The sequence below is a fragment of the Streptomyces sp. RKND-216 genome, from assembly GCF_004795255.1.
In the GTDB taxonomy this organism is placed as follows: domain Bacteria; phylum Actinomycetota; class Actinomycetes; order Streptomycetales; family Streptomycetaceae; genus Streptomyces; species Streptomyces hazeniae.
The window spans coordinates 878,573-900,863 of record NZ_SSBQ01000002.1; the positions used below are offsets into that span (position 1 = coordinate 878,573).

Annotated in this window: 21 protein-coding genes; 16 read left to right on the forward strand and 5 right to left on the reverse strand. The window is 71.3% G+C overall.

What is annotated here, in order from left to right; genetic code table 11:
- Positions 1 to 13 precede the first annotated feature (13 nt).
- The 6 genes from E4198_RS04000 (at position 14) to E4198_RS24780 (ending at position 4,655) form a co-directional block, all read left to right on the forward strand.
- The gene (locus E4198_RS04000) at positions 14 to 1,105 is read left to right on the forward strand and encodes a hydrogenase expression protein HypE (RefSeq protein ID WP_136181930.1); all 1,092 of its coding nucleotides are present in this window, start codon (positions 14 to 16) and stop codon (positions 1,103 to 1,105) included.
- Between the two features lie 107 nt (positions 1,106 to 1,212).
- Positions 1,213 to 3,015, forward strand: coding sequence for a nickel-dependent hydrogenase large subunit (locus tag E4198_RS04005; protein WP_136181931.1), 1,803 nt, complete (start codon positions 1,213 to 1,215; stop codon positions 3,013 to 3,015).
- A complete protein-coding gene (locus tag E4198_RS04010; protein ID WP_136181932.1) occupies positions 3,008 to 3,655 on the forward strand; it encodes a NifU family protein in 648 nt (215 codons plus the stop codon). The genes E4198_RS04005 and E4198_RS04010 overlap by 8 nt, the downstream gene beginning before the upstream one ends.
- A complete protein-coding gene (locus E4198_RS04015; RefSeq protein WP_136181933.1) occupies positions 3,652 to 4,245 on the forward strand; it encodes a DUF5947 family protein in 594 nt (197 codons plus the stop codon). Before E4198_RS04010 ends, E4198_RS04015 begins: the two co-directional genes overlap by 4 nt.
- A 24-nt stretch (positions 4,246 to 4,269) precedes the next feature.
- The gene (locus tag E4198_RS04020; RefSeq protein WP_136181934.1) at positions 4,270 to 4,476 is read left to right on the forward strand and encodes a hypothetical protein; all 207 of its coding nucleotides are present in this window, start codon (positions 4,270 to 4,272) and stop codon (positions 4,474 to 4,476) included.
- 35 nt (positions 4,477 to 4,511) lie between these two features.
- Positions 4,512 to 4,655 carry a hypothetical protein gene (locus E4198_RS24780; protein ID WP_168711332.1) on the forward strand — a complete coding sequence of 48 codons (144 nt, stop codon included), beginning with the start codon at positions 4,512 to 4,514 and terminating at the stop codon, positions 4,653 to 4,655.
- Positions 4,656 to 4,722: 67 nt separating this feature from the next.
- Here the strand turns inward: E4198_RS24780 and E4198_RS04025 are convergent, their stop codons facing one another.
- Positions 4,723 to 5,157, reverse strand: coding sequence for a VOC family protein (locus tag E4198_RS04025; RefSeq protein ID WP_136181935.1), 435 nt, complete (start codon positions 5,155 to 5,157; stop codon positions 4,723 to 4,725).
- Positions 5,158 to 5,270: 113 nt separating this feature from the next.
- On the reverse strand, positions 5,271 to 5,927 hold the full coding sequence (gene leuE, locus E4198_RS04030; protein ID WP_136181936.1) for a leucine efflux protein LeuE: 657 nt from the start codon (positions 5,925 to 5,927) through the stop codon (positions 5,271 to 5,273).
- 368 nt (positions 5,928 to 6,295) lie between these two features.
- On the opposite strand from leuE, the gene E4198_RS04035 reads away from it, so the two are divergent.
- From E4198_RS04035 to mnhG, 6 genes are read left to right on the forward strand one after another with little or no spacing between them, the layout of a single operon-like run.
- Positions 6,296 to 9,133, forward strand: a complete 2,838-nt coding sequence (locus E4198_RS04035; RefSeq protein ID WP_136181937.1) for a Na+/H+ antiporter subunit A — start codon at positions 6,296 to 6,298, stop codon at positions 9,131 to 9,133.
- Positions 9,130 to 9,591, forward strand: a complete 462-nt coding sequence (locus E4198_RS04040) for a Na(+)/H(+) antiporter subunit C (RefSeq protein WP_136181938.1) — start codon at positions 9,130 to 9,132, stop codon at positions 9,589 to 9,591. The genes E4198_RS04035 and E4198_RS04040 overlap by 4 nt, the downstream gene beginning before the upstream one ends.
- Entirely contained in the window at positions 9,588 to 11,123 is a 1,536-nt protein-coding gene (locus E4198_RS04045; protein WP_136181939.1) for a Na+/H+ antiporter subunit D, read from the forward strand. Before E4198_RS04040 ends, E4198_RS04045 begins: the two co-directional genes overlap by 4 nt.
- On the forward strand, positions 11,120 to 11,794 hold the full coding sequence (locus E4198_RS04050; protein WP_136181940.1) for a Na+/H+ antiporter subunit E: 675 nt from the start codon (positions 11,120 to 11,122) through the stop codon (positions 11,792 to 11,794). Before E4198_RS04045 ends, E4198_RS04050 begins: the two co-directional genes overlap by 4 nt.
- Positions 11,791 to 12,057 carry a monovalent cation/H+ antiporter complex subunit F gene (locus E4198_RS04055; protein ID WP_136181941.1) on the forward strand — a complete coding sequence of 89 codons (267 nt, stop codon included), beginning with the start codon at positions 11,791 to 11,793 and terminating at the stop codon, positions 12,055 to 12,057. Before E4198_RS04050 ends, E4198_RS04055 begins: the two co-directional genes overlap by 4 nt.
- Entirely contained in the window at positions 12,054 to 12,461 is a 408-nt protein-coding gene (gene mnhG / locus E4198_RS04060; protein ID WP_136181942.1) for a monovalent cation/H(+) antiporter subunit G, read from the forward strand. Before E4198_RS04055 ends, mnhG begins: the two co-directional genes overlap by 4 nt.
- A gap of 189 nt (positions 12,462 to 12,650) precedes the next feature.
- On the opposite strand, the gene E4198_RS04065 is transcribed toward mnhG, so the two are convergent.
- Positions 12,651 to 13,622, reverse strand: a complete 972-nt coding sequence (locus tag E4198_RS04065; protein ID WP_136181943.1) for a DMT family transporter — start codon at positions 13,620 to 13,622, stop codon at positions 12,651 to 12,653.
- 615 nt (positions 13,623 to 14,237) lie between these two features.
- Here E4198_RS04065 and E4198_RS04075 point away from each other — a divergent pair.
- From E4198_RS04075 to E4198_RS25130, 4 genes are all read left to right on the forward strand, one after another.
- Positions 14,238 to 17,030 carry an alpha/beta fold hydrolase gene (locus E4198_RS04075; RefSeq protein ID WP_136181944.1) on the forward strand — a complete coding sequence of 931 codons (2,793 nt, stop codon included), beginning with the start codon at positions 14,238 to 14,240 and terminating at the stop codon, positions 17,028 to 17,030.
- Positions 17,027 to 17,947, forward strand: coding sequence for an ABC transporter permease (locus tag E4198_RS04080; protein WP_136181945.1), 921 nt, complete (start codon positions 17,027 to 17,029; stop codon positions 17,945 to 17,947). The genes E4198_RS04075 and E4198_RS04080 overlap by 4 nt, the downstream gene beginning before the upstream one ends.
- 563 nt (positions 17,948 to 18,510) lie before the next feature.
- Positions 18,511 to 20,259: a sodium:solute symporter family protein gene (locus E4198_RS04085; protein WP_136181946.1), complete on the forward strand. Its 1,749-nt coding sequence runs from the start codon at positions 18,511 to 18,513 to the stop codon at positions 20,257 to 20,259.
- A gap of 16 nt (positions 20,260 to 20,275) precedes the next feature.
- Positions 20,276 to 20,407, forward strand: coding sequence for a putative transporter small subunit (locus tag E4198_RS25130; protein ID WP_027763205.1), 132 nt, complete (start codon positions 20,276 to 20,278; stop codon positions 20,405 to 20,407).
- A 320-nt stretch (positions 20,408 to 20,727) separates the two neighbouring features.
- On the opposite strand, the gene E4198_RS04095 is transcribed toward E4198_RS25130, so the two are convergent.
- Together E4198_RS04095 and E4198_RS04100 are read right to left on the reverse strand one after the other, a co-directional pair.
- Positions 20,728 to 21,327, reverse strand: coding sequence for a dihydrofolate reductase family protein (locus tag E4198_RS04095; protein WP_136181948.1), 600 nt, complete (start codon positions 21,325 to 21,327; stop codon positions 20,728 to 20,730).
- 107 nt (positions 21,328 to 21,434) lie between these two features.
- On the reverse strand, positions 21,435 to 22,283 hold the full coding sequence (locus E4198_RS04100; protein ID WP_136181949.1) for a DUF1989 domain-containing protein: 849 nt from the start codon (positions 22,281 to 22,283) through the stop codon (positions 21,435 to 21,437).
- Between the last annotated feature and the right edge of the window lie 8 nt (positions 22,284 to 22,291).

Consider the following 22,291-nt stretch of genomic DNA (forward strand, 5'->3'; position numbering starts at 1 on the left):
GGAGGCCGACGACATGACCATAGACAGCGGCACCACCCAGACCGACGGGCAGGCGTCCCGCGGGGCCGAGCGCAAGGGCTTCGACGAAGTCGACATCCTGTGGATCTCCGAGGGGCTGAGCTGCGACGGCGACACCGTGTCGATGACCGCGTCCGGCCAGCCGTCCATCGAGGACGTCGTGCTGGGGCTCATCCCGGGGCTGCCCAAGGTGAACCTGCACAACAAGGTGCTGTCGCCGACGATGGGCGGCGAGGAGTACCTCGCCCCCTTCCGGGCCGCGGCCCGCGGCGAGGCCGCCAACCCGTTCATCCTGGTCATCGAGGGGTCGATCCCGAACCAGAACATCATCGAGGGCGACGGCTACTGGACATCGTTCGGCAACGACGAGACGACCGGCGAGCCCCTCCCCCTCAACTGGTGGCTGGACCACCTGGGCCCGCACGCCTGGGCGGTCGTGGCGGCGGGCACCTGCGCCACGTACGGCGGCATCCACGCCATGGCGGGCAACCCCACCGGCGCCATGGGCCTCGCCGACTACCTGGGCTGGGACTACCGCTCCGCGGGCGGGCTGCCCATCGTCAACGTGCCAGGCTGCCCGATCCAGCCGGAGAACTTCATGGAGACCCTGACCTGGGTCCTCTACCACGCGGCCGGCGCGGCGCCGCCGCCCCCGCTGGACGAGATGCTGCGCCCGCAGTGGCTGTTCGGCAGGACGGTGCACGAGGGCTGCGACCGGGCCGCCTACTACGAGCAGGCCGACTTCGCGAAGGACTACAACTCGCCCAAGTGCCAGGTGAAGGTCGGCTGCTGGGGCCCCGTCGTCAACTGCAACGTGCCCAAGCGCGGCTGGATGAACGGCATCGGCGGCTGCCCCAACGTCGGCGGCATCTGCATCGGCTGCACCATGCCGGGCTTTCCGGACGCGTTCATGCCGTTCATGGACACCCCTCCGGGCGGCGGCCTGTCGTCGGCCCTCATCCGGCCGTACGGCGCCTTCATCCGGCGGATGCGCGGCATCACCAACGCCGTGGTCAACCAGGAACCGAAGTGGCGGCACAACGAGGACGCGGTGACCACCGGCTACGACCCGCACTGGCGCGCCTGAACCGACCGGCCCGACCCGGGTGCGGGCCGGCACCGACCAGCCCGCACCCTCCCCACACCTCCCCACACCTCCGCACAGCGACGCAGACGAACGAGATGGGAACTGACATGACGGCAACCGAATCCCGGGCCGGGACCGGAGAGCGCCAGCCCTCGCAGATGGTGGACATGGCGTGGGACCCGATCACCCGGATCGTCGGGAACCTCGGCATCTACACCAAGATCGACTTCGCCAACCGCGAGGTCGCCGAGTGCCACAGCACCTCGTCGCTGTTCCGCGGCTACTCGGTGTTCATGAAGGGCAAGGACCCGCGCGACGCAGGCTTCATCACCAGCCGCATCTGCGGCATCTGCGGCGACAACCACACCACCTGCTCCAACTACGCGCAGCAGATGGCGTACGGCATCAAGCCACCGCCGATGGCGGAGCTGATCACCAACCTCGGCGAGGCGGCCGAATACATCTTCGACCACACCATCTACCAGGACAACCTGCTCTTCGCCGACTACTGCGAGGCGATGGTCAAGCAGACCAACCCCGGCGTCCTGGACCAGGCCGAGCGCACCCCCGCCCCCAAGGCCGAGATCCACGGCATGCGGACGATCGCCGACATCATGCGCGCGTTCAACCCGTTCGAGGGGTCGGTCTACAAGGAGGCACTGAAGGTCAGCCGCGTCACGCGCGAGATGTTCTGCCTCATGGAGGGGCGGCACGTGCACCCGTCGACGCTCTACCCGGGCGGCGTCGGCACGATGCCGGAGCCCACCGTCTTCACCGACTACCTGACCCGGCTGGTCGGCATCCTGGACTTCGTGAAGAAGTCCGTGGCGCTGTGCGACGACGTCTTCGACTTCTTCTACGAGGCGCTGCCCGGCTACGAGGAGGTCGGCCGCCGCCGAATCCTGCTCGGCTGCTGGGGCGCCTGGCAGGACCACCGGGTCTGCGACTACCGCTACGCGTCGATGAACGAGTGGGGCAAGGCGATGTACGTCACCCCGGGCATCGTCGTCGACGGAGAGCTGCGCACGAACAACCTCGTCGACATCAACCTCGGCATGCGCATCCTGCTGGGCAGCTCCTTCTACGAGGACTGGACGAACGAGCAGCCGTTCGTCACCCACGACCCGCTGGGCAACCCGGTCGACATGCGCCACCCGTGGAACCAGACGACCGTCCCGATGCCGCAGAAGCGGGACTTCGGCGGCAACTACAGCTGGGTGATGAGCCCGCGCTGGTACGACCAGCAGTCCGGCGACCACCTGGCGCTCGACACCGGCGGCGGTCCCATCGCCCGCCTCTGGTCCACCGCGCTGGCCGGTCTGGTGGACGCCAGCTACGTGAAGTCCACCGGGCGGAGCGTGCAGATCTCGCTCCCCAAGAGCGCCGCGCTGCCGGAAATGACGCTGGAGTGGAAGGTCCCGCAGTGGAGCAACACCCTGGAGCGCGGCAGGGCCCGGTCCTACTTCGTCGCCTACGCGGCGGCGATGGCGATGCAGTTCGTCGAGGAGGCCCTGCAGCTGGTGCGTGAGGGCGAGACCCGCGTCTTCACCGACTTCGAGGTGCCGGACGAGGCGATCGGCTGCGGCTTTCACGAGGCGGTGCGCGGCGTCCTCTCCCACCACCTGGTCATCAAGGACAAGAAGATCGCGAACTACCACCCGTACCCGCCGACGCCGTGGAACGGCAGCCCGCGCGACAGCTACGGCACCCCCGGCCCGTACGAGGACGCCGTGCAGGGCCAGCCCATCTTCGAGGAGAACGGCCCGGAGAACTTCAAGGGCGTCGACATCATGCGCACCGTGCGCAGCTTCGACCCGTGCCTGCCGTGTGGGGTGCACATGTACCTCGGCAAGGGCAACGAGCTGAAGAAGGTGCACTCGCCGAACTTCGGGACGGCCGGTCATGGGTGACGCCTGCTGTGGCGGTGGCGCCGCTTCCGGAACCGCGCCCCCGGCCGGTACGACGGGCGCGCCGCCCACCGTGCCGCCCGCCGTACCGGTCGGCCGGCTCGACGACGCGGCTGTCGGCGAGCGTCTGGCGCGCGCCGACGACCTCCTGGGGCGCGTCGAGGGCGTCGCCGGCCCCACGACCGAGGCGGCCGTCGAGGCCGTGCAGACGCTCGCCGAGATCTACGGCGAGGCGCTGGCCCGCGTCCTGGACCTGGCCGGCGAGGAACTGCGCGCCCGGATGGGCGCGGACGAGCTACTCGCCCACCTGATGGTGCTGCACGAACTCCACCCGGAGCCCGTGGAGGCGCGGGTGGCCGCAGCCCTTGAACGCGTACGGCCCGGCGTGCAGGAGCACGGCGGGGACGTCGAACTCGTCGGCGTCGACGGCACGGTGGCGACCGTACGTCTGCTGGCGAAGGGGTGCGGGACGTCGGCGGGGACGCTGGAGGACGCGGTGCGCGAGGCCGTGCTGGGCGTGGCGCCCGAGCTGACCGAGGTGCGGCGGGCACCGGCCGAGGGCGGCTCCGGCCAGGCGTTCGTCCCCCTCGACACGCTGACCGTCGCCCGCCCGCCGTCGGTGTCCGCCGGGGAGCGGACATGAGCACGGGCGCGCTCGCGCGGGTCGTGCGCGGCGCCGGGGCCCGGCGCGCGGCGCGCGCCGCCGAACACTGCGACATGTGCCGCGCCCCGGTCGCCGCCACCCACCGGCACATGCTGGACACCGCGCACGGGGAGATGCTGTGCGTCTGCGTGCCCTGCACCCTGCTCTTCGAGCAGCAGGCGGCCAGCAACGGGCATTTCCGGCTGGTGCCACGGCGCCGCGTACGGCTGGCTCCCCTGTCCACGGAGTCTCTGGGCGTGCCCGTCGGGCTGGCGTTCTTCGTACCGGACGCCGACGGCGGCGTGGAGGCGCACTTCCCCGGCCCGGCAGGTCCGGCACAGGCGGAGGTCGACGCCGCGGCCTGGCGGCGACTGGGCGAGGAGCACCCGGAACTCGCCGCGCTGGAGCCCGGCGTGCAGGCGCTGCTCGTCAACACCGTGCGCGGGCAGCAGCACCACTGGATCGTCCCGCTCGACGACTGCTTCCGCCTGGTCGCCCTGGTGCGGCAGGAGTGGCGCGGCCTGTCCGGCGGCGGCCGGGTCTGGCCCGAGGTCGAGCGCTTCTTCACGGAACTCACCGAGGACGACTGACGGACGCAGCGAAAGGAGACCGTCATGGGTCGCATACGCGTCGGAAGGCCCGACACCAAGCCGGACGCCACCTCCCACGTGCCCGGCGTCCACGAGGGAAACGAAGGCCCCTACGAGAGCCAGCCGGGCCACCACCCGGACGGCACCGCCGACTCCCGGCGCTCCACCGGAGTGCAGTGGAGGAAGCACGACCCGGTGTCCGACACCATGCCCAACCTCCCCCCGGGCTGAGCCCCGCCGAACCGGTACCAGGAAGGAGCGTCACCATGGCCATGGCCAGAAACGTGCTCATCGCACAGGGCGCACTGCTCGGCGGGCTGGCGCTCGCCCTGCTCGTGCGCGAGTTCCCCGGCCTCATCCGGGAGATCAGGATCATCCGGATGATGGACGACCACGCCGGCGCGCGATAGCCCGCGTCGAGGAGGGGCCCCGGTGGACGTCAGACGTCCACCGGGGCCCTTTTCCCGGCGCGAACGGTCAGTCGAGGCAGAACTCGTTGCCCTCGACGTCCTGCATCACGAGGCAGGACTCGTTCTCCTCGTCGGCGGGCAGCAGGCGCACGCGTACGGCGCCGAGCGCAACGAGCCGTGCGCATTCGGCCTCCAGCACGGCCACACGCTCCTCGCCCACGAGCCCGGTGCCGGTCCGCACGTCGAGGTGCAGGCGATTCTTGACGGTCTTGCCTTCGGGAACGCGCTGGAAGAACATCCGCGGCTCGGTGCCCACAGGGTCGATCCACGCGTACGCCGACCCCTGGCGCCCGGGCGGCCGGACCCGGTCGGCATCACTCCAGGTGGCGAAACCCTCCGGTGGCGGCGGCACCTCGTACCCCAACGCCTCGCGCCAGAAGCGCGCGACGCGCTCCGGTTCCGCGCAGTCGAAAGTGATCTGGATCTGCTTGATCGACGGCATCGGCTCATCATAGAGGCGGCGTGTGCGTCGTCTCGAAGGGTTTTCGGCGAGCCCCGCACCGGCCCGGACCTGCCCCTCCTCACACCGGGGCCAGCTCAGGGCCATGTGCGGGGTCAGCTCGCCAGGGAGAGCTTCGCGGCGAAGCCCAGGAACGCGGTTCCGGCAGCGGCCGACGCTCCGGCCTGGAGGCGCCGGCGCCGGCGGAAGGCGGCTGCCAGTCGCGTACCGGAGAAGATCAGCACGGACAGGTAGGCGATGCTGAACAGCTGCGCCCACAGCCCCAGCGCGACGAACGACAGCGCGGGGTGCGGGTAGGCCGGGTCCACGAACTGCACGAAGAAGGAGACGAAGAACAGGATCGCCTTCGGGTTGAGCAGGCTGGCCACCAGCGCCCGGCGGTACGGCCGTTCCCCGGTGTCACCGACCGCGGCCTCGGCCGGAGCATCGGGTGCACGCCTCTCGCTCCGGCGGCGCCAGAGCCGCCAGGCCCCGCGCAGCAGGCCGACGGCGAGCCAGGTCAGATACCCGGCACCCGCGAACTTCACCACCGAGAACGCCAGCGGGCTGGCCTGGAGCAGCGACGCCACTCCGCCCGCTGAGAGCGCCATCAGCACCGCGTCCCCGCACACCACTCCGCCCGCCGCCCGGTACCCGGCGCGCACGCCGCGCCGCGCCGCGACCGACACGACGTAGAGCGAGTTCGGTCCCGGCAGCAGAATGATCAGCGCGAGCCCCACCAGGTAGGTGGGGAGGTCCGTTATCCCCAGCACGAGGAGCAGCCTGGCACGGACCCGCGTAAGGTGCATAACGCGTTTTGCCATGCGGACATGCGAGTGCGCCGAAGCAGACGCCAGGCTTCTCAGCCACTCCGGTCGCCCCGCTGTGCCGACCACCCCCGGCGTCCGGGGTGGAGAAGTGCGTCGCCCGGAGGAGCGTCGACCCGGATGCCCACCTCTTCGGGCGGCCGACTTCCCGAAGGACGACATGCCGGGTGAACGGCGGTCACCCCGCCCCGTAGGTCGACCAGAGTGCGGCGGTGTGGCGAACGGGCGGGAGCGGGCCGACGTCACCGCGTGGTGGCCCCCCTGCGGGCGACGGGCGAGGGAGGATTCCCGGAAGCGCACCAGGAGGGCGGACCGTGTGGTTCCTGTTGACCGCGCACGCCGGGGTCGCAGCGGCTCTCCCCTGGGCTGCGCGGCGTCTGGGGTGCTGGGTGTGGATGCTCGCGGCGCTCGTCCCCCTGGCCACGCTGTCCTGGAGCTCGGTACAGGCGGGCCGTGTGCTGGAGGGCGAACCGGTGACGGCGGGCTTCGCCTGGGCGCCCTCTCTCGGTCTGGTCCTGGATCTGCGGATGGATGCCCTCTCGCTGGCCATGCTGTGGGTGGTGGGCGGCGTCGGTGTCGCCGTGCTCGGCTTCTCCCGCACCTATGTCGAGCGTGACGTCGGCCGAGAGGCCGGGCTGCTGGTGGCGTTCGCGGGGGCGATGACCGGGCTCGTCCTCGCCGACAACCTACTGCTGCTGTACGTGTTCTGGGAGCTGACCTCGGTCGTCTCCTTCCTTCTCATCGCTGGCCGCGGCGAGCGGGCAGAACGGCGCGCAGCCGCCGAGCAGGCCTTGCTCGTCACGGTGGCCGGCGGACTGGCCATGCTCCTGGGAATGGTGATGCTGGGCCAGTCGGCGGGCACCTACCGGCTGTCCGAAATCCTGGCCGATCCGCCGCGGGGCGGCGCGGTGTCCGCGGCGGTGGTACTCGTACTCGTCGGCGCCTTCGCCAAGTCCGCGCAGGTGCCGCTGCACGGCTGGCTGCCGGCCGCGATGGTCGCGCCGACGCAGGTGAGTGCCTACCTGCACGCGGCGGCCATGGTGAAGGCGGGCGTGTACCTCGTGGCCCGGCTGGCGCCCGGCTTCGCCGAGGTGCCGGTGTGGCGTCCGCTCGTGCTCTGCGTAGGGCTGCTCACCCTGATGGCCGGGGCTGTCCAGGCTCTGCGGGAGACGGATCTGAAGCGGCTTCTCGCCTACGGCACGGTGAGCATGCTCGGCATGCTCACCGTGCTGTTCGGAGCGGGCACCCGGACGGCCGCACTCGCCGGTGTGGTGCTGCTGCTGGCGCACGCGGCGTACAAGTCGGCGCTGTTCCTGACGGTGGGGATCCTGGATCGCCAGACCGGGACCCGGGATCTGCGCGCTCTGTCCGGTGTGGGCAGAGAATGGCCACTGTCCTGCGCTGTCGCCGCACTGGCCGTGGCATCCCTGGCGGGACTGCCGCCCCTGGTGGGGTTTCTCGGCAAGGAGACGGCACTCCAGTCCTTCCTGCATGGGGACGAACTGCCCGCGCATCTCTGGTTGCTGGCGGGGCTTTCCGTGGGAGCGGCGCTCACCGTAGCCTACGGTGCCCGCTTCCTGTGGGGGGCCTTCGGTGGCCGGCCGGGCGGTGCCGCGGGGAGCGCGACACCTCCGCCTGCCGCTCTCCTCGCCCCACCGGCAGCCCTCGCCATGGCGGGGGCGGTGCTGGGCGTCTGGTACGAGGGGACCGCGGAGTTGGCTCTCGCGTACGCCCGCTCTTACCAGCCAGGGCCGGAGGGCCTCTACCAACTGCACCTCTGGCACGGTTTCACGCCGGTGCTGGGCCTCTCGGCCCTGACCCTCACCACCGGTGTGCTGGTGTTCCTGCTGCGAGGCGCCGTGGCCCGCCGGGGGATGCGCGGGTTCGGCCGACGACTGCGCCCGCCGGGCCCACAACCTGGCTATCGCACGACCGTGCGGGCTGTGGGGGTGCTCGCCGTCCGCGTCACCCGGCGTACCCAGGCCGGTTCACTGCCGGTCTACCTGACCGTGCTGCTGGCCACGGTGCTGCTGGTGCCAGGAGGCGCTCTGCTGCTGCAGAGCCCGCAGCTGGACGCCCCACCGCTGTGGTGGTCACCGGTGGAGGTGCCGGCGACGCTGGTGGTGGTGTCGGCAGCAGCCGCCGTCACGGGCACCACACACCGGCTGACGGGGATGCTGCTGGTCGGCGCCGTCGGGTTCGGCGTGGCCGTGCTGTTCCTGGCACACGGCGCGCCCGACCTGGCCCTGACGCAGTTCCTGGTCGAGACCATGACGCTGGTCGTGGTCGTGCTGGTGCTGCGGTGGATGCCGGCCCGCTTCACTCCCGGGCACACGGCCCGCAGAGTACGCGTGCTGCGAGCGACAGTGGCCGTAGGCGTCGGGGTGATGGTGGCCGTCTTCACACTGGCGGCGACGTCCGTACCACATTCCCGGCCCGCCTCGGACACGTTGCTGCGGCGGATCGAGGAGACGGGAGCCTACAACGCGGTGAACGCCGTGGTGGTCGAGTTCCGCGCGTTGGACACGCTCGGAGAGATCGCTGTGCTGCTGGTGACGGCGATCGGCGTGGTGAGCGTGGTCCGGATCCGGGGACGCCGGGAGCCGGGGCCCCTGCCCGCGAGGGAGGATGATGAGCAGCGGGCGTCCGAAGCGGAGACGGCGTTCTGGGATGAGCCGCGGGGCAGGTGGCTCCCCGGAGCACACGAACGGCTCGGGGCCGACCGATCCGTTCTGCTGGAGGTCGTCACCCGGCTGCTCTTTCTCTCCATCATCGTGTTCTCGCTCTTCCTGTTGTTCTCGGGCCACTACAGGCCCGGCGGCGGGTTCTCCGGGGGCCTGGTCGCCGGCCAGGCACTCATCCTGCGCTACCTGGTGGTCGGCCGTGCAGACCTGGGGCTGGCCCTTCCCGTACGGCCGGGCGTGGTCGCCGGCGGAGGGCTGGTGGTCGCGGCCGTCACCGGACTGCTGCCGACCGCGGTCGGCGCGCCGATGCTCACGAGCGCCCTCGTCTCCGCGCACCTTCCGGTGCTGGGCGCCGTGAAGTTCTCGACCAGCGTGTTCTTTGACGTCGGCGTCTACCTGCTCGTCGTCGGAGTCGCACTGGAACTGCTCTCGGCCGTGGGCGAGAGGCTGGAGGACCGGACCGCATGAGAAATCTCGACGTCACCATGGCCGTCACGGTGGGGGTGTTGTTCGCGGTCGGCTTCTACCTGATGCTGCAGCGGCCACTGATGCGCATCGTGTTCGGCTTCCTGGTGCTGGGCCACGGCACCAACCTGCTGCTGCTGGTGGCCGGAGGGGGGCCGGGAGAGCCACCCGTGGTGGAGGGCGGTTCCCCCGCCGGAGACCTGCGGCGGTTCGCCGACCCGCTTCCGCAGGCCATGGTGCTCACGTCGATCGTCATCACCTTCGGTCTGTCGGCGTTCCTGCTGGCCCTGGCGTACCGGTCGTGGCGCCTGTCCGGACACGACGAGGTGCAGGACGACTTGGAGGACCGGCTGATCGGTACCTCGCGGGAACGAGCGGGAGCGGACCCGGCGTCGGACGACGTTCCCGCCGTTGAGGAGGACGCGTCCGGGGCAGGCGGATCGGAGGGATGCCCGTCATGACGGTGCTGCTCGCGCTTCCGGTGCTGGTGCCGGTGCTCGGGGCCGGGCTGACCCTGCTGACGCGGCGTCAGGTGGTCGTGCAGGTTCTCAGTGTCACCGTGCTGACGGGTGTACTCGTCGATGTGGTCGCGCTGCTGGTGCTCGCCGACCGGAACGGACCGCTGGTACTGCGGGCGGGAGGCTGGGACGCGCCCGCCGGAATCGTCCTGGTCGCAGACCGGCTGTCCACGCTACTGCTGACCGCCGCGGTCGCGGTGGCTCTCGCGGTGCTGGTCTTCGCCATCGGACAGGGCGCCGCGGAGGAGCGGCCCGGCGCGGCGACCGCGTTCCACCCCGCGTATCTGGTCCTGGTCTCCGGGGTCGCGCTGGCGTTCCTCACGGGCGACCTGTTCAACCTCTTCGTCGCCTTCGAGATGATGCTCACGGCGTCCTTCGTGCTGATCACCCTGGATGCCGGGGAGCCCCGGACCCGTGCCGGGATGACGTACGTCACCACCTCCCTGGTCTCCTCATTGCTGTTCCTCACGGCGATCGCGCTGCTCTACGCCGCCACCGGCACGGTCACGCTCGCCCAGCTCGCCGGCCGCGTCGGCGGACTTCCGGAAGGTCTTCGGTCTGCCCTCGGTCTGCTGCTGTTGGTCGTGTTCGGCGTCAAGGCGGCACTGGTACCTCTGCACTTCTGGGTCCCCGACAGCTACCCCACCGCGCCCACCCCGATCACCGCCGTGTTCGCGGCACTGCTCACCAAGGTTGGCATGTACGCGATCCTGCGCACCCAGACCCTCGTGTTCCCCCGCTCGGAGCTGTGGGTGCTGCTGGCCGTCGCCGCCGTGACGGCGATGCTGGTCGGCATCTTCGGCGCACTCGCTCACAAGGACGTGAACAGGGTTCTGGCGTTCACCCTCGTGAGCCATATGGGCTACATGCTGTTCGGGCTGGCACTCTTCGACGTCGCCGGGCTTACCGGCACAATCCTCTACATGATCCACCACATCGTGGTACAGGCTGCGTTGTTCCTGGTCGCCGGTCTCGTGGTGGCCCGTACCGGCACCCCCGCCCTGCCCCGGATGGCCGGACGCGCCGCCCCGAGCGCGGCGATCGCGCTGCTGTTCGCGCTACCGGCCCTCAGTGTGGCCGGCGTACCGCCGTTCTCCGGTTTCGTCGCGAAGGTCGCGCTGCTCCAGGCCGGGGTCGGCAACGGCACCCCCCTCGCGTACATGCTGGCCGGCGCCTCGGTGCTCACCAGCCTGCTGACGCTGTACGCGATGTCACGGATCTGGCGTCTTGCGTTCCTGCGCACCGTGCGGCCCGACGAGGAGCCGTCCAGCGCCGCCGGACGCCACACGGGGCAGCCCGGTGCCGGCCGGGGCGCCGGAAGCCTGATGGTGGGCGCGACAGCGGGAATGGTCGCAATCGGCCTCACCGTCGCCCTGGCCGCCGGTCCACTGGCCGACATCGGCACCCGGGCCGCACAGGATCTGCTGCGGCCGGACGGGTACCGCGGTGCCGTCATGAAGGGAGCGCAGCGGTGACCGACCGGCGCTCCCGCCCAGACGACGGACACGGCCACGCGAACGCGCCGCAGCGTCGGCCGTTCAAGCCGTTCAAGCCGTTCCTACGGCGAGTGCCGTCCCTCCTCTGGCTGTGGCTGCTGTGGCTGCTGCTCTGGGGCGAGGCCAGCGTGCTCACCGTGCTCGGCGGACTCGTGATCTCGGCGACGGTCGTGGCCACTTTTCCTCTTCCCCGTGCCCGTCCGTACGCCGCCGTGCGGCCACTGCGGCTCATCCTGCTCCTGGTCCACGTCGTCGTCGACGTCCTGGCCTCCGCCTCCACGGTCGCCTGGGAGGCTTTGCGGCACGGGCCGCGAGCGAGGACGGCCGTCCTCGTGGTCCGGTTGAGCGCGGACACCGACTTCCTCATCGCCGCCACGGCCACGCTGACCACGCTCACCCCGGGTGACCTGGTCGTCGAGATCGACCGGGACCAGCGTCTCCTCTACGTGCACGCACTCCCGGTGCGCGACCGCGCGGCGGCCGAACGCCGCCGTGCCGGCGTCGCGCGTGCGGAACAACAGGTCCTCCGCGCCCTCGCGCCGCGCGGTGAGAAGCCCCGGCCCGAAGCCGATCCCCCTGAGGGGAGAAGGGGTACGGCAGGAACGTCCGAACGCCCCGGCAAGCACGGTTCGCAGGAGGACCCGCCGTGAATCTCGTCTTTCAGATCACCCTGACCATGGTGGCCGTGACAGGTCTCCTCACGACGGTGCGGCTGCTGCGCGGCCCCGGCGTCCTGTCCCGGATCATCGCTCTCGACATACTCGTGACGCTAATCGTCGCCGGCGCGGCGACGGGCATCGCAGCCCGCCGGGATGTCACCGCACTGCCGGTGCTGGTGGTGCTCGCGCTGCTGGCCTTCGTCGGAACGGTGACGGCGGCCCATCTCGTTGAGCGACGGGAGGGCATGCGATGATCCCGGACCCGGAAACCGTCCGAGACGTCGTTTCGGCGGTTCTGCTCCTGGGCGGCGCGGTGTTCTGTCTGCTCGGAGGGGTGGGGCTACTGCGCTTTCCGGACACCGTCTCCCTGCTGCACGCGGCGGCCAAGGCACAGACCGCCGGACTGCTGCTGATCCTGACAGGGACCGCACTGCACGTTCCGCTGCCCTACGCCCTGATGCTGGCCCTGGTGGCGCTGTTCCAGTTGATCACCGTGCCGGTCACCGGTCAGGTCGTCGGGAGGACCGCCTACCGCACCGGGGCGATCGACCGCGACGGTCTGGTCCTCGACGAACTGGGCGACCGCCTGGCCCGGGACCGGACATCGACAGCGGACCAGGGGCCGGGGGCCGCGGTCGACCCGGACACCGACCGTTGACGGTGCCACCCGCACGGCCGCAGAGACTCCCCGCCCGGCCCGTGCCGACGGATCAGCCGCAGGCGGCGAAGCACAGAACCGCGGTCCCACCGGGGCCGACGCGTGCTCACGCAACGCCTGCACCACGGCGTGCCCGGTCGATCAGGCACGGATTCACCGCGCACGAGCCGCCACATGTCTGACGCCTCGTCACTCGTGCCGCCCACTCTCCGCGCGCGCACCCTGACGCCACGTGCGCGGGGACGGCCCACCCGGTGCCGTCCGGGCAGCGTCGGAGGTCACGCGGCGCAGGCCCGGCAGACGGCGATGGGTCGCGAGGATACCGAGGACGACCAGGACCGTGCCGGCCGCCTGGGGCCAGGTGACCGGCTCGCGGAGGAGGAGGACGCCGAGGGTGACGCCGACCACCGGCGTCAGGTAGGTGACGGCGGCGGCGTCGGCCGCGCCCCAGGCCGCGACAACGTTGGTGTTCCAGACGTAGGCGAGGCCGGTGCCGAAGACTCCGAGGGCGACGATCGCGCACACCACGGGCCAGGTCGGCGCGATCGCCGGCGCTGGGGCCAGGAACGGCGTCGCCGCCAGCATCAGCACCGCCCCGGCGGTGACCTGGACGGCGGCGACGGACAGCGCGGGCAGCCGGCGCGGCGAGACGAAACGCCGTAGGTAGACGAAGGCGACGCCGTAACAGGCCGTGGCGGCCAGACAGGCGAGCTGCGCGGCCAGGTTGCCGCCGAGATCAGCGCCGAACGGGTCGAGGATCACCAGCACGCCGACGAAGCCGAGCAGCAGCCCGGCCGCGCCGTGGCGGGTGAGGCGTTCGGCCGGCAGCAGGGCTGCGGACCACGCCATAGCCATCAGAGGCGTGGTGGCGTTGTAGGTGCTGGCCAGCCCCGAGGGGATGTGCTGCTCCGCCCAGGCGAAGAGCGTGAACGGCACGAGGCAGAGCAGCAGCGCCACGACGGTGAGATGGCCCCACAGGACCGGGTCGCGGGGCACCCGCCGGCGCATGACCCAGGTGGTCAGCAGGAGTGCGCCGGCGCCGAACACCATGCGCCCCCAGACCACCTGGAGGGGCGACAGCCCCTCCAGCCCGATCTTGATGAACAGGAAGCTGGAGCCCCATGCCAGGGCGAGCAGGACGAACTGGCCGACGACCGGCAACGCTTCTCTCCTTCGCTGTGTGCGACACCACGCCTTGTCACGCCCTCCCGAGAAAAGCGCGTTCCCGTCAGGGTCACCGGCGGGATTCGGACGTCGTGCACCGGCCCTCGGGGCTTGGTCGGAGCGGACCAGTGGCGGGGCCCGGACCGGGGTCTCGACACCGGTCCGCGCACCGTGCCCCTACGAATTGGTGCGTGCTAGCGGGTGAGGCCGTTGAGGGGTTCTTGCTGGTGGGTGGCACGAGATGATTCATGACCTGGGCGACCAGGGCCACGAAGGGGTCGATCCGGTCCTGGGCTCGGTGCGGCCGAACACCCTGGCCCGGTGGACGTCGCAGGCGGCGAGGTACGCCAGGACGCCTTCGCGACTACGGGTGTGGTTCACGCACATCGCGCGGGCATGGCCGGGGGCGAGAGTGGGATGGCAGCGGCAGCGGCCTGGATGGAGTCTTCAGTCGACCCGCAGAACGCCGCGCAGAAGACGCCCGACATGCACGACGCAGTCGACGACACGCAGATTCGTAGGGCGCCAGTGGGGGCGACGCGACCTGGCACGTGCCCCGGCCTCACGTCGACCCCCGAAGGACTTACGGAGTCGACCACTTAGGGTTTCCTCATGCAGATCCGACTTCCCCGGCCGAGGAGCCGCCGCCTGCTCGCGGGCGCCTCGGCCCTCGCCGTACTCGCCGGTGCCGGCGCCTGGACCGCGTCCGCCGACGACTCAGCACCCACCGTGCACCGCCTGGAACGGGTACACGACATGCCGGGGGCGGAGATCGACACCTCGTACTTCACGACGGGTGGCGCCCGACCGCGCCCCGCGGTGCTCCTCGCGCACGGTTTCGGCGGCAGCAAGCAGGACGTCCGCGGGCAGGCCGAGCAGTTGGCGCGGGACGGGTACGCCGTCCTCACCTGGTCCGCGCGCGGCTTCGGTGAGTCCACCGGGAAGATCGGCCTGAACGACCCGGAGGGCGAGGTCGCGGACGTCTCCCGACTCATCGACTGGCTGGCGGAGCGTGACGAGGTGCAGCTCGACGGGGACGGCGACCCGCGCGTCGGCATCAGCGGCTCCTCGTACGGGGGCGCCGTCTCCCTGCTGGCGACGGCCCTCGACGAGCGGGTAGACGCCCTCGCACCGCGGATCACCTACGGGAACCTCGCCGACGCGCTCTTCCCCGACGGCGTCTTCAAGAAGCTGTGGGCCGGGATCTTCTTCTCGACCGGTACGGCGGCCGCCCCCGGCGGCCTGGCACCGGGCGGCCCGACAACCGGCGAGCCGCCTGCCGAGGACCCCGCGGACGGCCGCGCACGGTCCGGGGCGGACTCCGCCGGAGACTCCGCGGCCCCTGCGGACGCGCCCGCCGACGGCGGCACATCGGCGCCTGCCGACCCCACGGCATGCGGCGCGTTCACGAAGGAACTCTGCGCCATGTACCAGCGGGTCGCCGTGGCCGGTAAGCCCGACCCGGAGGCCCGTGCGCTGCTGGAGAGCCGAAGCCCGTCGGCGTTCGCCGACCGCATCGACGAGCCCGCGCTCCTCGTCCAGGGGCAGTCCGACTCGCTCTTCCCCCTCTCTCACGCGGACGCCATGGCCGAGGCGATCCGAGGCAACGGCGCCCCCGTCGCCGTCGACTGGATCGCCGGGGGCCACGACGGCGGCGACAGCGAAACCGCGCGTGTCGAGGCCCGCATCGGCGCCTGGTTCGACCGCCACCTCAAGCAGGACCAGAGCACGGACGCCGGCCCGGCGTTCCGCGTGACCCGGACCGGCGGCATCGACTCCACCGACGGCCAGGTGACCTCGCGCGGCGCGACCAGCACCACCTACCCGGGCCTTACCGCCGGCACCCGCGAGGTGGAACTCTCCGGACCGGAGCAGCCCTTCGCCAACCCGGCGGGCGGCGCACCGCCGGCGATCTCCTCCGTCCCGGGACTGGGCGGCGGCGCCGGCGCGCTCTCCTCGTTCGGCGTCGGGATCTCCCTCGACTTCCCCGGCCAGCACGCGCGGTTCGAATCGGCTCCGCTGGACCGCCCGCTGCGCATCACCGGCACGCCCACCGTCGACGTCGAAGTGGCCTCCGACAGTGGCGAAGCGGTGCTGTTCGGCAAGCTCTACGACGTCGGGCCGGGCGGCAGACAGCAGGTCCTGCCCTCGCAGCTGGTCGCCCCGGTCCGGATCGAGGACGCGCAGGACGGCCGGAAGGTCGAGCTGACCCTTCCGGCCATCGACCACGAGGTCGACGCCGGGCACCGGCTGCGGCTGGTCCTCGCCGCCACCGACCTCGGGTACGCGTCCCCGGACGAGCCCGCGCGCTACACCGCCTCCGTGGCGGGAGCCCTCTCCGTGCCCACCGCGCCGGACGTGCGGACCGAGGACGCCGGGCTGGCCTGGTGGGTGTGGGCGCTGCCCGCCACGGGCGCCGTGCTAGCCGCCGCACTCCTGCTCACCGCGCGCCGCCGGTCCGTGCCGCCCGCCCCGGACCCCGGACGTGCCGAGGTGCCGCTGGAGATCACCGGCCTGACCAAGCGCTACGCCGGAGCGTCCGACCGGTACGCCGTGCGGGAGCTGTCCTTCCGCGTCGAGCCGGGTCAGGTGCTCGGCCTCCTCGGCCCGAACGGCGCAGGCAAGACGACCACCCTGCGGATGCTGATGGGCCTGATCCGCCCCGACGAAGGGGAGATCCGGGTCTTCGGTCACGCCATCCGGCCCGGTGCGCCCGTGCTGTCCCGGGTCGGCGCGTTCGTCGAGGGAGCCGGCTTCCTGCCGCACCTGTCCGGCCGGGAGAACCTGGAGCTGTACTGGGCGGCCACCGGGCGACCGGCCGCCGACGCGCAGATGGAGGAGGTCCTGGAGATCGCCGGGCTCGGCGACGCGCTGGCCCGCGCCGTCCGCACGTACTCGCAGGGCATGCGGCAACGGCTCGCCATCGCCCAGGCCATGCTCGGGATGCCGGACCTGCTGATCCTGGACGAGCCCACCAACGGTCTCGACCCGCCGCAGATCCGCGAGATGCGGGAGGTGATGACCCGTTACGCGGCCGACGGCCGGACCGTCATCGTCTCCAGCCACCTGCTCTCCGAGGTCGAGCAGTGCTGCACTCACCTGGTGGTCATGGACCGCGGCCAGCTGGTCCAGGCGGGCCCGGTCGGCGAGATCACCGGCGAGGGCGACACCCTGCTCGTCACCACCGAGCACGCGGTACCCGAGCCGACCGTCGAGGAGATCGCGGCGCTGCCCGGGATCCGTTCCGTCGTACGTGCCGACGAAGGGCTGCTCGTACGGCTCGACGGCGCGCCGGCCGCGACGCTCGTCGCCGAACTGGTGCGTCTGGACGTACCCGTGAGCGGCGTCGCCCCGCACCACCGCCTGGAAGACGCCTTCCTCACCCTGATCGGAGCATCCGCATGAGCGCCCCGGTGAACACCGGACCGGGCGCACCGGCGCCCGCCGCGTCCGCACCCGACGCACGGGCGTCCGGGCCGTCCGCGCCCGGCTACCGCGCCGGGCGCACCCTGCCGCTGCGGGTGGAGGCGCTGCGGCAGCTCAAGCGCCGCCGCACCCTCGCGATGGCGGCCGTGCTGGGGGCGCTGCCGCTGATCCTCATCGCGGCCTTCGCGATCGGAGGCAGCCCCGCCGACGACGGGCCCGGCAGGCGCATCAACCTGATGGACACCGCCACCGCCTCGGGTGCGAACTTCGCCGCCACCTGCCTCTTCGTGTCGGCCGGTTTCCTGCTGGTCGTGCCGGTCGCGCTCTTCCACGGCGACACGGTCGCCTCCGAGGCCAACTGGTCGTCCCTCCGCTACCTGCTCGCCGCGCCCGTGCCCCGCACGCGGCTGCTGTGGTCGAAGCTCGCGGTGGCGCTCGGGTTCAGCGCGGCGGCAATGCTGCTGCTGCCCCTGGTGGGTCTCGTCTCGGGAACCCTCGCCTACGGCTGGGGGCCGCTGAAGCTGCCTGCCGGCGGCTCGCTGCCGGCGGGCGACACCCTGTTGCGGATCGGCGTGATCGTGGCGTTCGTCTTCGTCTCCCAACTGGTCACCGCGGGGCTGGCGTTCTGGCTCTCGACCAAGACCGACGCGCCGCTCGGCGCGGTCGGCGGCGCCGTGGGACTGACCATCATCGGAAACGTCCTGGACGCGGTGGAGGCGCTGGGCGGCTGGCGTCAAGCCCTGCCCGCACACTGGCAGTTCGCCTGGGTCGACGCGCTGCAACCACAGGTGGAGTGGGGCGGGATGATCAAGGGCGCTGCGGTGTCCGTGACCTTCGCGCTGGTGCTCTTCGCCCTCGCCTTCCGCAACTTCTCCCGCAAGGACATCGTGTCGTAGTTCCCCCGGGGCAGCCCGGCCCGACAGCCCGGATCCGGTGACGAGAGCCCCGGCGCCGGGCTGTCGGGTCTGATGTCCAAACGGGCCTCCCCCCCTCGCCCGGTGGGCCCGGCGGTGGGCCCGGCGGAGGGCCCGGCGGAGGGCCCGGACGCATCGTGGCCGGTGATCCCTACCACACCGAAAGCACATTGACGTCGCAGTTGCGACGCGTAAAGAAGCAGGCGCAAACGGACACCACGAGCATGACAAAACGGGCATGTCGATGAAGTGAACGTGTAGGCATCACCTGTTACTGCCCCGAATCAGGCAGGAGTGCACCTCACGGACCGCGGAGCCGCCCACGGACGGTCCCGTCGTAAAGAGGCTGTTAACGTGCGGAAGGTTTGCGGGTTCAAAGGGTCCGCACGTTGTTGTGAACGCCCCCGGTACCGGTGCCGACGCCGCCGTTGCCGGGCCTGGAGCCCCTTCCCGTCGATCGCAGCGCGAGAACGCGCCCACAGGCCTCCGGCCGGTGCCGGAGCCGCGGCCGACCGGGCTCCACCGAGCACGAGGAGGTGGCGCCTGTGGACGGACTGGAGACAGCCCGGTTCAGCGCCGTGGTAGCAGTGGGTCTGCTGGTCTTCTTCTACGGAGGGACCTTCCTGATCTCGACCCGCATCGGCAAGAGGGAAGAGAACGCCGACGGCTACATGACCGCCGGCAACAACATCGGCTTCGGGATCTCCGCCGCCAGCATGACGGCGACCTGGATCTGGGCGTCCTCGATGTACGCGTCCGCCACGTCCGGATACCAGTACGGCATATCGGGGCCCGTCCACTACGGGCTCTGGGGCGCCTTGATGATCCTCTTCATCTACCCCTTCGGGAAGCGCATCCGAGCAGTCGCGCCGAAGGCCCACACGCTGGCAGAGGTGATGTACGCGCGGCACGGCCGCTCCAGCCAGCTGATGCTCGCCGGTTCCAACGTCGTGGGCAGCCTCATCAGCCTCATGTCGAACTTCATCGCCGGTGGCGTGCTGATCTCCCTGCTCTCGCCGTTCACCTTCGTCCAGGGCGTCTTCGCCGTGGCTGCGGGCGTCCTGCTCTACACCCTGTGGTCCGGCTTCCGCGCCTCGGTACTGACCGACTTCGTGCAGGTCCTCGCGATGCTCGGAGCGGTGGCCGTCATCGTCCCGTTCGTCTTCGTCGCGGCGGACTTCCCGGCGGTGTTCGAGACGGGCGCGGGAAACCTGACCCCGCAGCAGGGAAACTTCTTCTCCAGCGAGGCGTTCATGCAGCAGGGCGCCCCCTACATCGCCGCGGTGCTGGCGTACGCGATCGGCAACCAGACCATCGCGCAGCGGCTCTTCGCGGTGAAGGAGACCCTGATCAAGCCGACCTTCGTCACCGCGACCATCGGCTACGGCGCAATGGTGATCGGCGTCGGCATGCTCGGTGTACTCGCCTTGTACCTGGGCTTCGAGCCGACCGGCGGCGATCCGAACAACATCATCCCGGGGATGGCCGCGACCTACCTGCCGCCCCTTCTGCTGGCCGCGTTCTTCATCATGATCATCGGCGCACTGTCCTCCACCGCCGACTCCGACCTCTCGGCACTGTCCTCGATCATGATGACCGACGTCTACGGCCAGAACATCTCCGGCAAGGAGAACGCGAACCCGCGAACGATGCTGCTCGTCGGACGCATCACGATGGTCGTGGCGACCGCTGCGGCCGTCGCCTTCGCCAGCCTGCAACTGAGCATCCTCGACCTGCTGGTGTTCGTCGGCGCGCTGTGGGGCGCGCTCGTCTTCCCGGTACTGGCCAGCTTCTACTGGGACAAGGTCACCGGAAGGGCGTTCACCACCTCGGTACTCGCGGCCCTCGCGGTGTTCCTGCCGGTCCGCTTCGCCTGGGTCCCCATGGAAGCCGCCCACGGAGCCGTCGGCATCACCGTGGACGTGCTGTCGGTCATCGGCATCGGCGTCGTCCTGGGCCTGATGGTGTTCGGCTTCCTGGGCGCGAAGGTGGCGAAGGTCGTCGGTGTGCTGGCGACAGCGGTCTCCGCCCCGTTCGCCATCGGCTCCCTGCACGAGTACGCGACCTTGTGCGGCTCCCTCGTCGCCTACTCCGTCAGCACCATCATCTGCTGGGCCATGTCCACGCGACAGCGGGAAGGCTTCGACTTCGCCGTCATCGCCCAGCGCACCGGCGACTTCGACGACGGCGAAGCCGGGGCCCGGGCACCAGCCGCCCACGACGTCGAGGCAGGCGTTCCGCCACAGCCGGGCATCGACGACGCCGAGACCGAGTCGACCGTGAAGACCAAGTGACCACCCCGGAGGCACCGTGACCACTCTCGCCCTGACCGTGTACATCCTGATATGGCCGGTCATCGTGGCCGGCGTGCTGTTCGTGATCAGCCGGGCGTTCTACCGCGAGTGGGCCGAGGCCCGCCGCAACGGCAGGCCCCTCATCTGACCGGCGCCGTGGGCCGCTGCGGCCCTGTCGGTGCCCCGGCAGCAGCAGCCCACGAGGGTCACCGCGCGCCGCGCGTACCCCCGCCCGTCATCCTCAGGACGTCGCCGTGGTCCTCGTCCCGCGCACCGGGCTGCGCAGGACGAGCTCCCCCAGGCCACATCCCACCTCCAGCGCGAGGGCGCCCGCCCGCGCCGGGCAGAGGTCCGCGAGAAGGCGCCGCTCGGTGTCGCCGAGCGGCGCGAAGCCGCGGCCGGCGGCGTAGAGGGCGTCCCAGTGCTCGGCGCGGTGGGCCCGGCGTGGCCGGCGTCGCTGCGGCCGGCTCAGCCATCCGCGACGGCGCGGCGGTAGGTGCACACCAGCACACCGGCGGGGCTGGTCGTGCTGGCGGCGAGTTCGAGGGTGCGGAGGGCGCCGCCGACCGGGAAGACCGACTTGCCGCCGCCGAGCAGCACCGGCATGACGATCAGGCGGAGTTCGTCGACCAGGTCCTCCTCCAGCAGGCTGCGGACGAGGGTGGGGCTGCCCATGACCAGCAGGTTGCCGTCGTCCCCGCCGCGCAGTGCGCGGAGGCGGGCAGGGGCCTCGTCACCGGGGATGAGGGTGGTGTTGTCCCAGGTCAGGTCGTCCTCGACCAGGGTGCGGGAGACGACGTACTTCGGCAGCGCGTTCAGCCGGTCGGCGAACGGGTCGCCGGCGCGCTCCGGCCAGGCGCGGGCCATGGCCTGCCAGGTGCGGCGGCCGTACAACGCCGCGTCGGCGGCGTTCAGCGCGTCGTCGAAGGCTCCGCCCACCACCTCCGGGTCGAAGAACGGACCCGTCCAGCCACCGTGCGCGAAGCCGCCGTCGGTGTCCTCCTCGGGACCGCCGGGCGCCTGCACGACACCGTCCAGACTCATGAACGCGATGCTCACGATGCGCATGGGACTCGCTCCTCGATCCGTCGATCCGTCGATGCGGGGTCTACGGCTCTTCAGACGGCCGTCCCGCCCGGAAATCATCGCCCGGCACGACGCGGCGCGGTCCTCGTTCAGCGCTTTCCGTCGCCCCCGGCAGGTGGCGTCATGCCGTGCACGTTCCGGTAGGCGGCACGTTCCGGCGGGGACCAGCCGGAGAGCAGGCCGGGATCGACGCGGTACACCTCTACGCCGATCGGGTGACAGACGTCGACCGGATCCCGGGCGTCCGGCCCCCACAGCGGCACGGACAAGTCGCCGCCCGGGCAGGTGGACAGGGCGCACAGCAGGTCGAGCTCGGCGAAGAACTCGAAGTGGTCCCCGGGGCGGGCCGGGCATGCCTTCATGAAGTACTGGTCGTTCTCGTTGAGCCCGGTGCACTGGAAGACGTTCAGCACGTCGTGCACGTCGAACTCGGTCAGCCCGTACGGCAGCACGGCCCGCACGAGGTTGGAGTGACAGTGGAAGTCGAAGTCCTCGCCGGTCAGCATGCGGTTGACGTACGGATCGCAGCGGGTGCCGAGCAGGTCGTGGACACGACCGCCCTCGGCGTCCCTGCCGTACCCGGCGAGGGTGTCGCCGGTGACGGTGAGCAGCGGGCGCAGGAAGGGCAGCGTGGACCACAGCCGGTCGTAGGTGCTGACGTGGGCGCGCTGGAGCTGGCGCGTGCGGGACGCCCACAGGCGCTCGCGCGGGTCGTGGAGGTTCCACACGTTGAGGTCCCCGACTTGCGGGCCCTCGGCCGTCACCAGGCGGCACAGGTGGCCGGCGGGCACCTCCCAGGCGCGCCCGGAGCGGACCGGGATCGTGAAGCGGTCGACGAGCTCCCGGCTCTCGGCGGGGCCGGAGACCGCGTCGTAGAACGCCCGGTCCACGTCGAGAGGGCCACCGGCGGTGGCCCGGTAGGCGGCTTCGGTGGCCATGTGCGTCC

What these genes read in the sequence shown, in the direction of transcription:
- E4198_RS04000 (WP_136181930.1), top strand. Translation starts at nt 14, where the DNA reads ATGACCATAGACAGCGGCACCACCCAGACCGACGGGCAGGCGTCCCGC.
- E4198_RS04005 (WP_136181931.1), top strand. Translation starts at nt 1,213, where the DNA reads ATGACGGCAACCGAATCCCGGGCCGGGACCGGAGAGCGCCAGCCCTCG.
- E4198_RS04010 (WP_136181932.1), top strand. Translation starts at nt 3,008, where the DNA reads ATGGGTGACGCCTGCTGTGGCGGTGGCGCCGCTTCCGGAACCGCGCCC.
- E4198_RS04015 (WP_136181933.1), top strand. Translation starts at nt 3,652, where the DNA reads ATGAGCACGGGCGCGCTCGCGCGGGTCGTGCGCGGCGCCGGGGCCCGG.
- E4198_RS04020 (WP_136181934.1), top strand. Translation starts at nt 4,270, where the DNA reads ATGGGTCGCATACGCGTCGGAAGGCCCGACACCAAGCCGGACGCCACC.
- E4198_RS24780 (WP_168711332.1), top strand. Translation starts at nt 4,512, where the DNA reads ATGGCCATGGCCAGAAACGTGCTCATCGCACAGGGCGCACTGCTCGGC.
- E4198_RS04025 (WP_136181935.1), bottom strand. Translation starts at nt 5,157, where the DNA reads ATGCCGTCGATCAAGCAGATCCAGATCACTTTCGACTGCGCGGAACCG.
- E4198_RS04040 (WP_136181938.1), top strand. Translation starts at nt 9,130, where the DNA reads ATGAGAAATCTCGACGTCACCATGGCCGTCACGGTGGGGGTGTTGTTC.
- E4198_RS04045 (WP_136181939.1), top strand. Translation starts at nt 9,588, where the DNA reads ATGACGGTGCTGCTCGCGCTTCCGGTGCTGGTGCCGGTGCTCGGGGCC.
- mnhG (WP_136181942.1), top strand. Translation starts at nt 12,054, where the DNA reads ATGATCCCGGACCCGGAAACCGTCCGAGACGTCGTTTCGGCGGTTCTG.
- E4198_RS04075 (WP_136181944.1), top strand. Translation starts at nt 14,238, where the DNA reads ATGCAGATCCGACTTCCCCGGCCGAGGAGCCGCCGCCTGCTCGCGGGC.
- E4198_RS04080 (WP_136181945.1), top strand. Translation starts at nt 17,027, where the DNA reads ATGAGCGCCCCGGTGAACACCGGACCGGGCGCACCGGCGCCCGCCGCG.
- E4198_RS04095 (WP_136181948.1), bottom strand. Translation starts at nt 21,327, where the DNA reads ATGCGCATCGTGAGCATCGCGTTCATGAGTCTGGACGGTGTCGTGCAG.
- E4198_RS04100 (WP_136181949.1), bottom strand. Translation starts at nt 22,283, where the DNA reads ATGGCCACCGAAGCCGCCTACCGGGCCACCGCCGGTGGCCCTCTCGAC.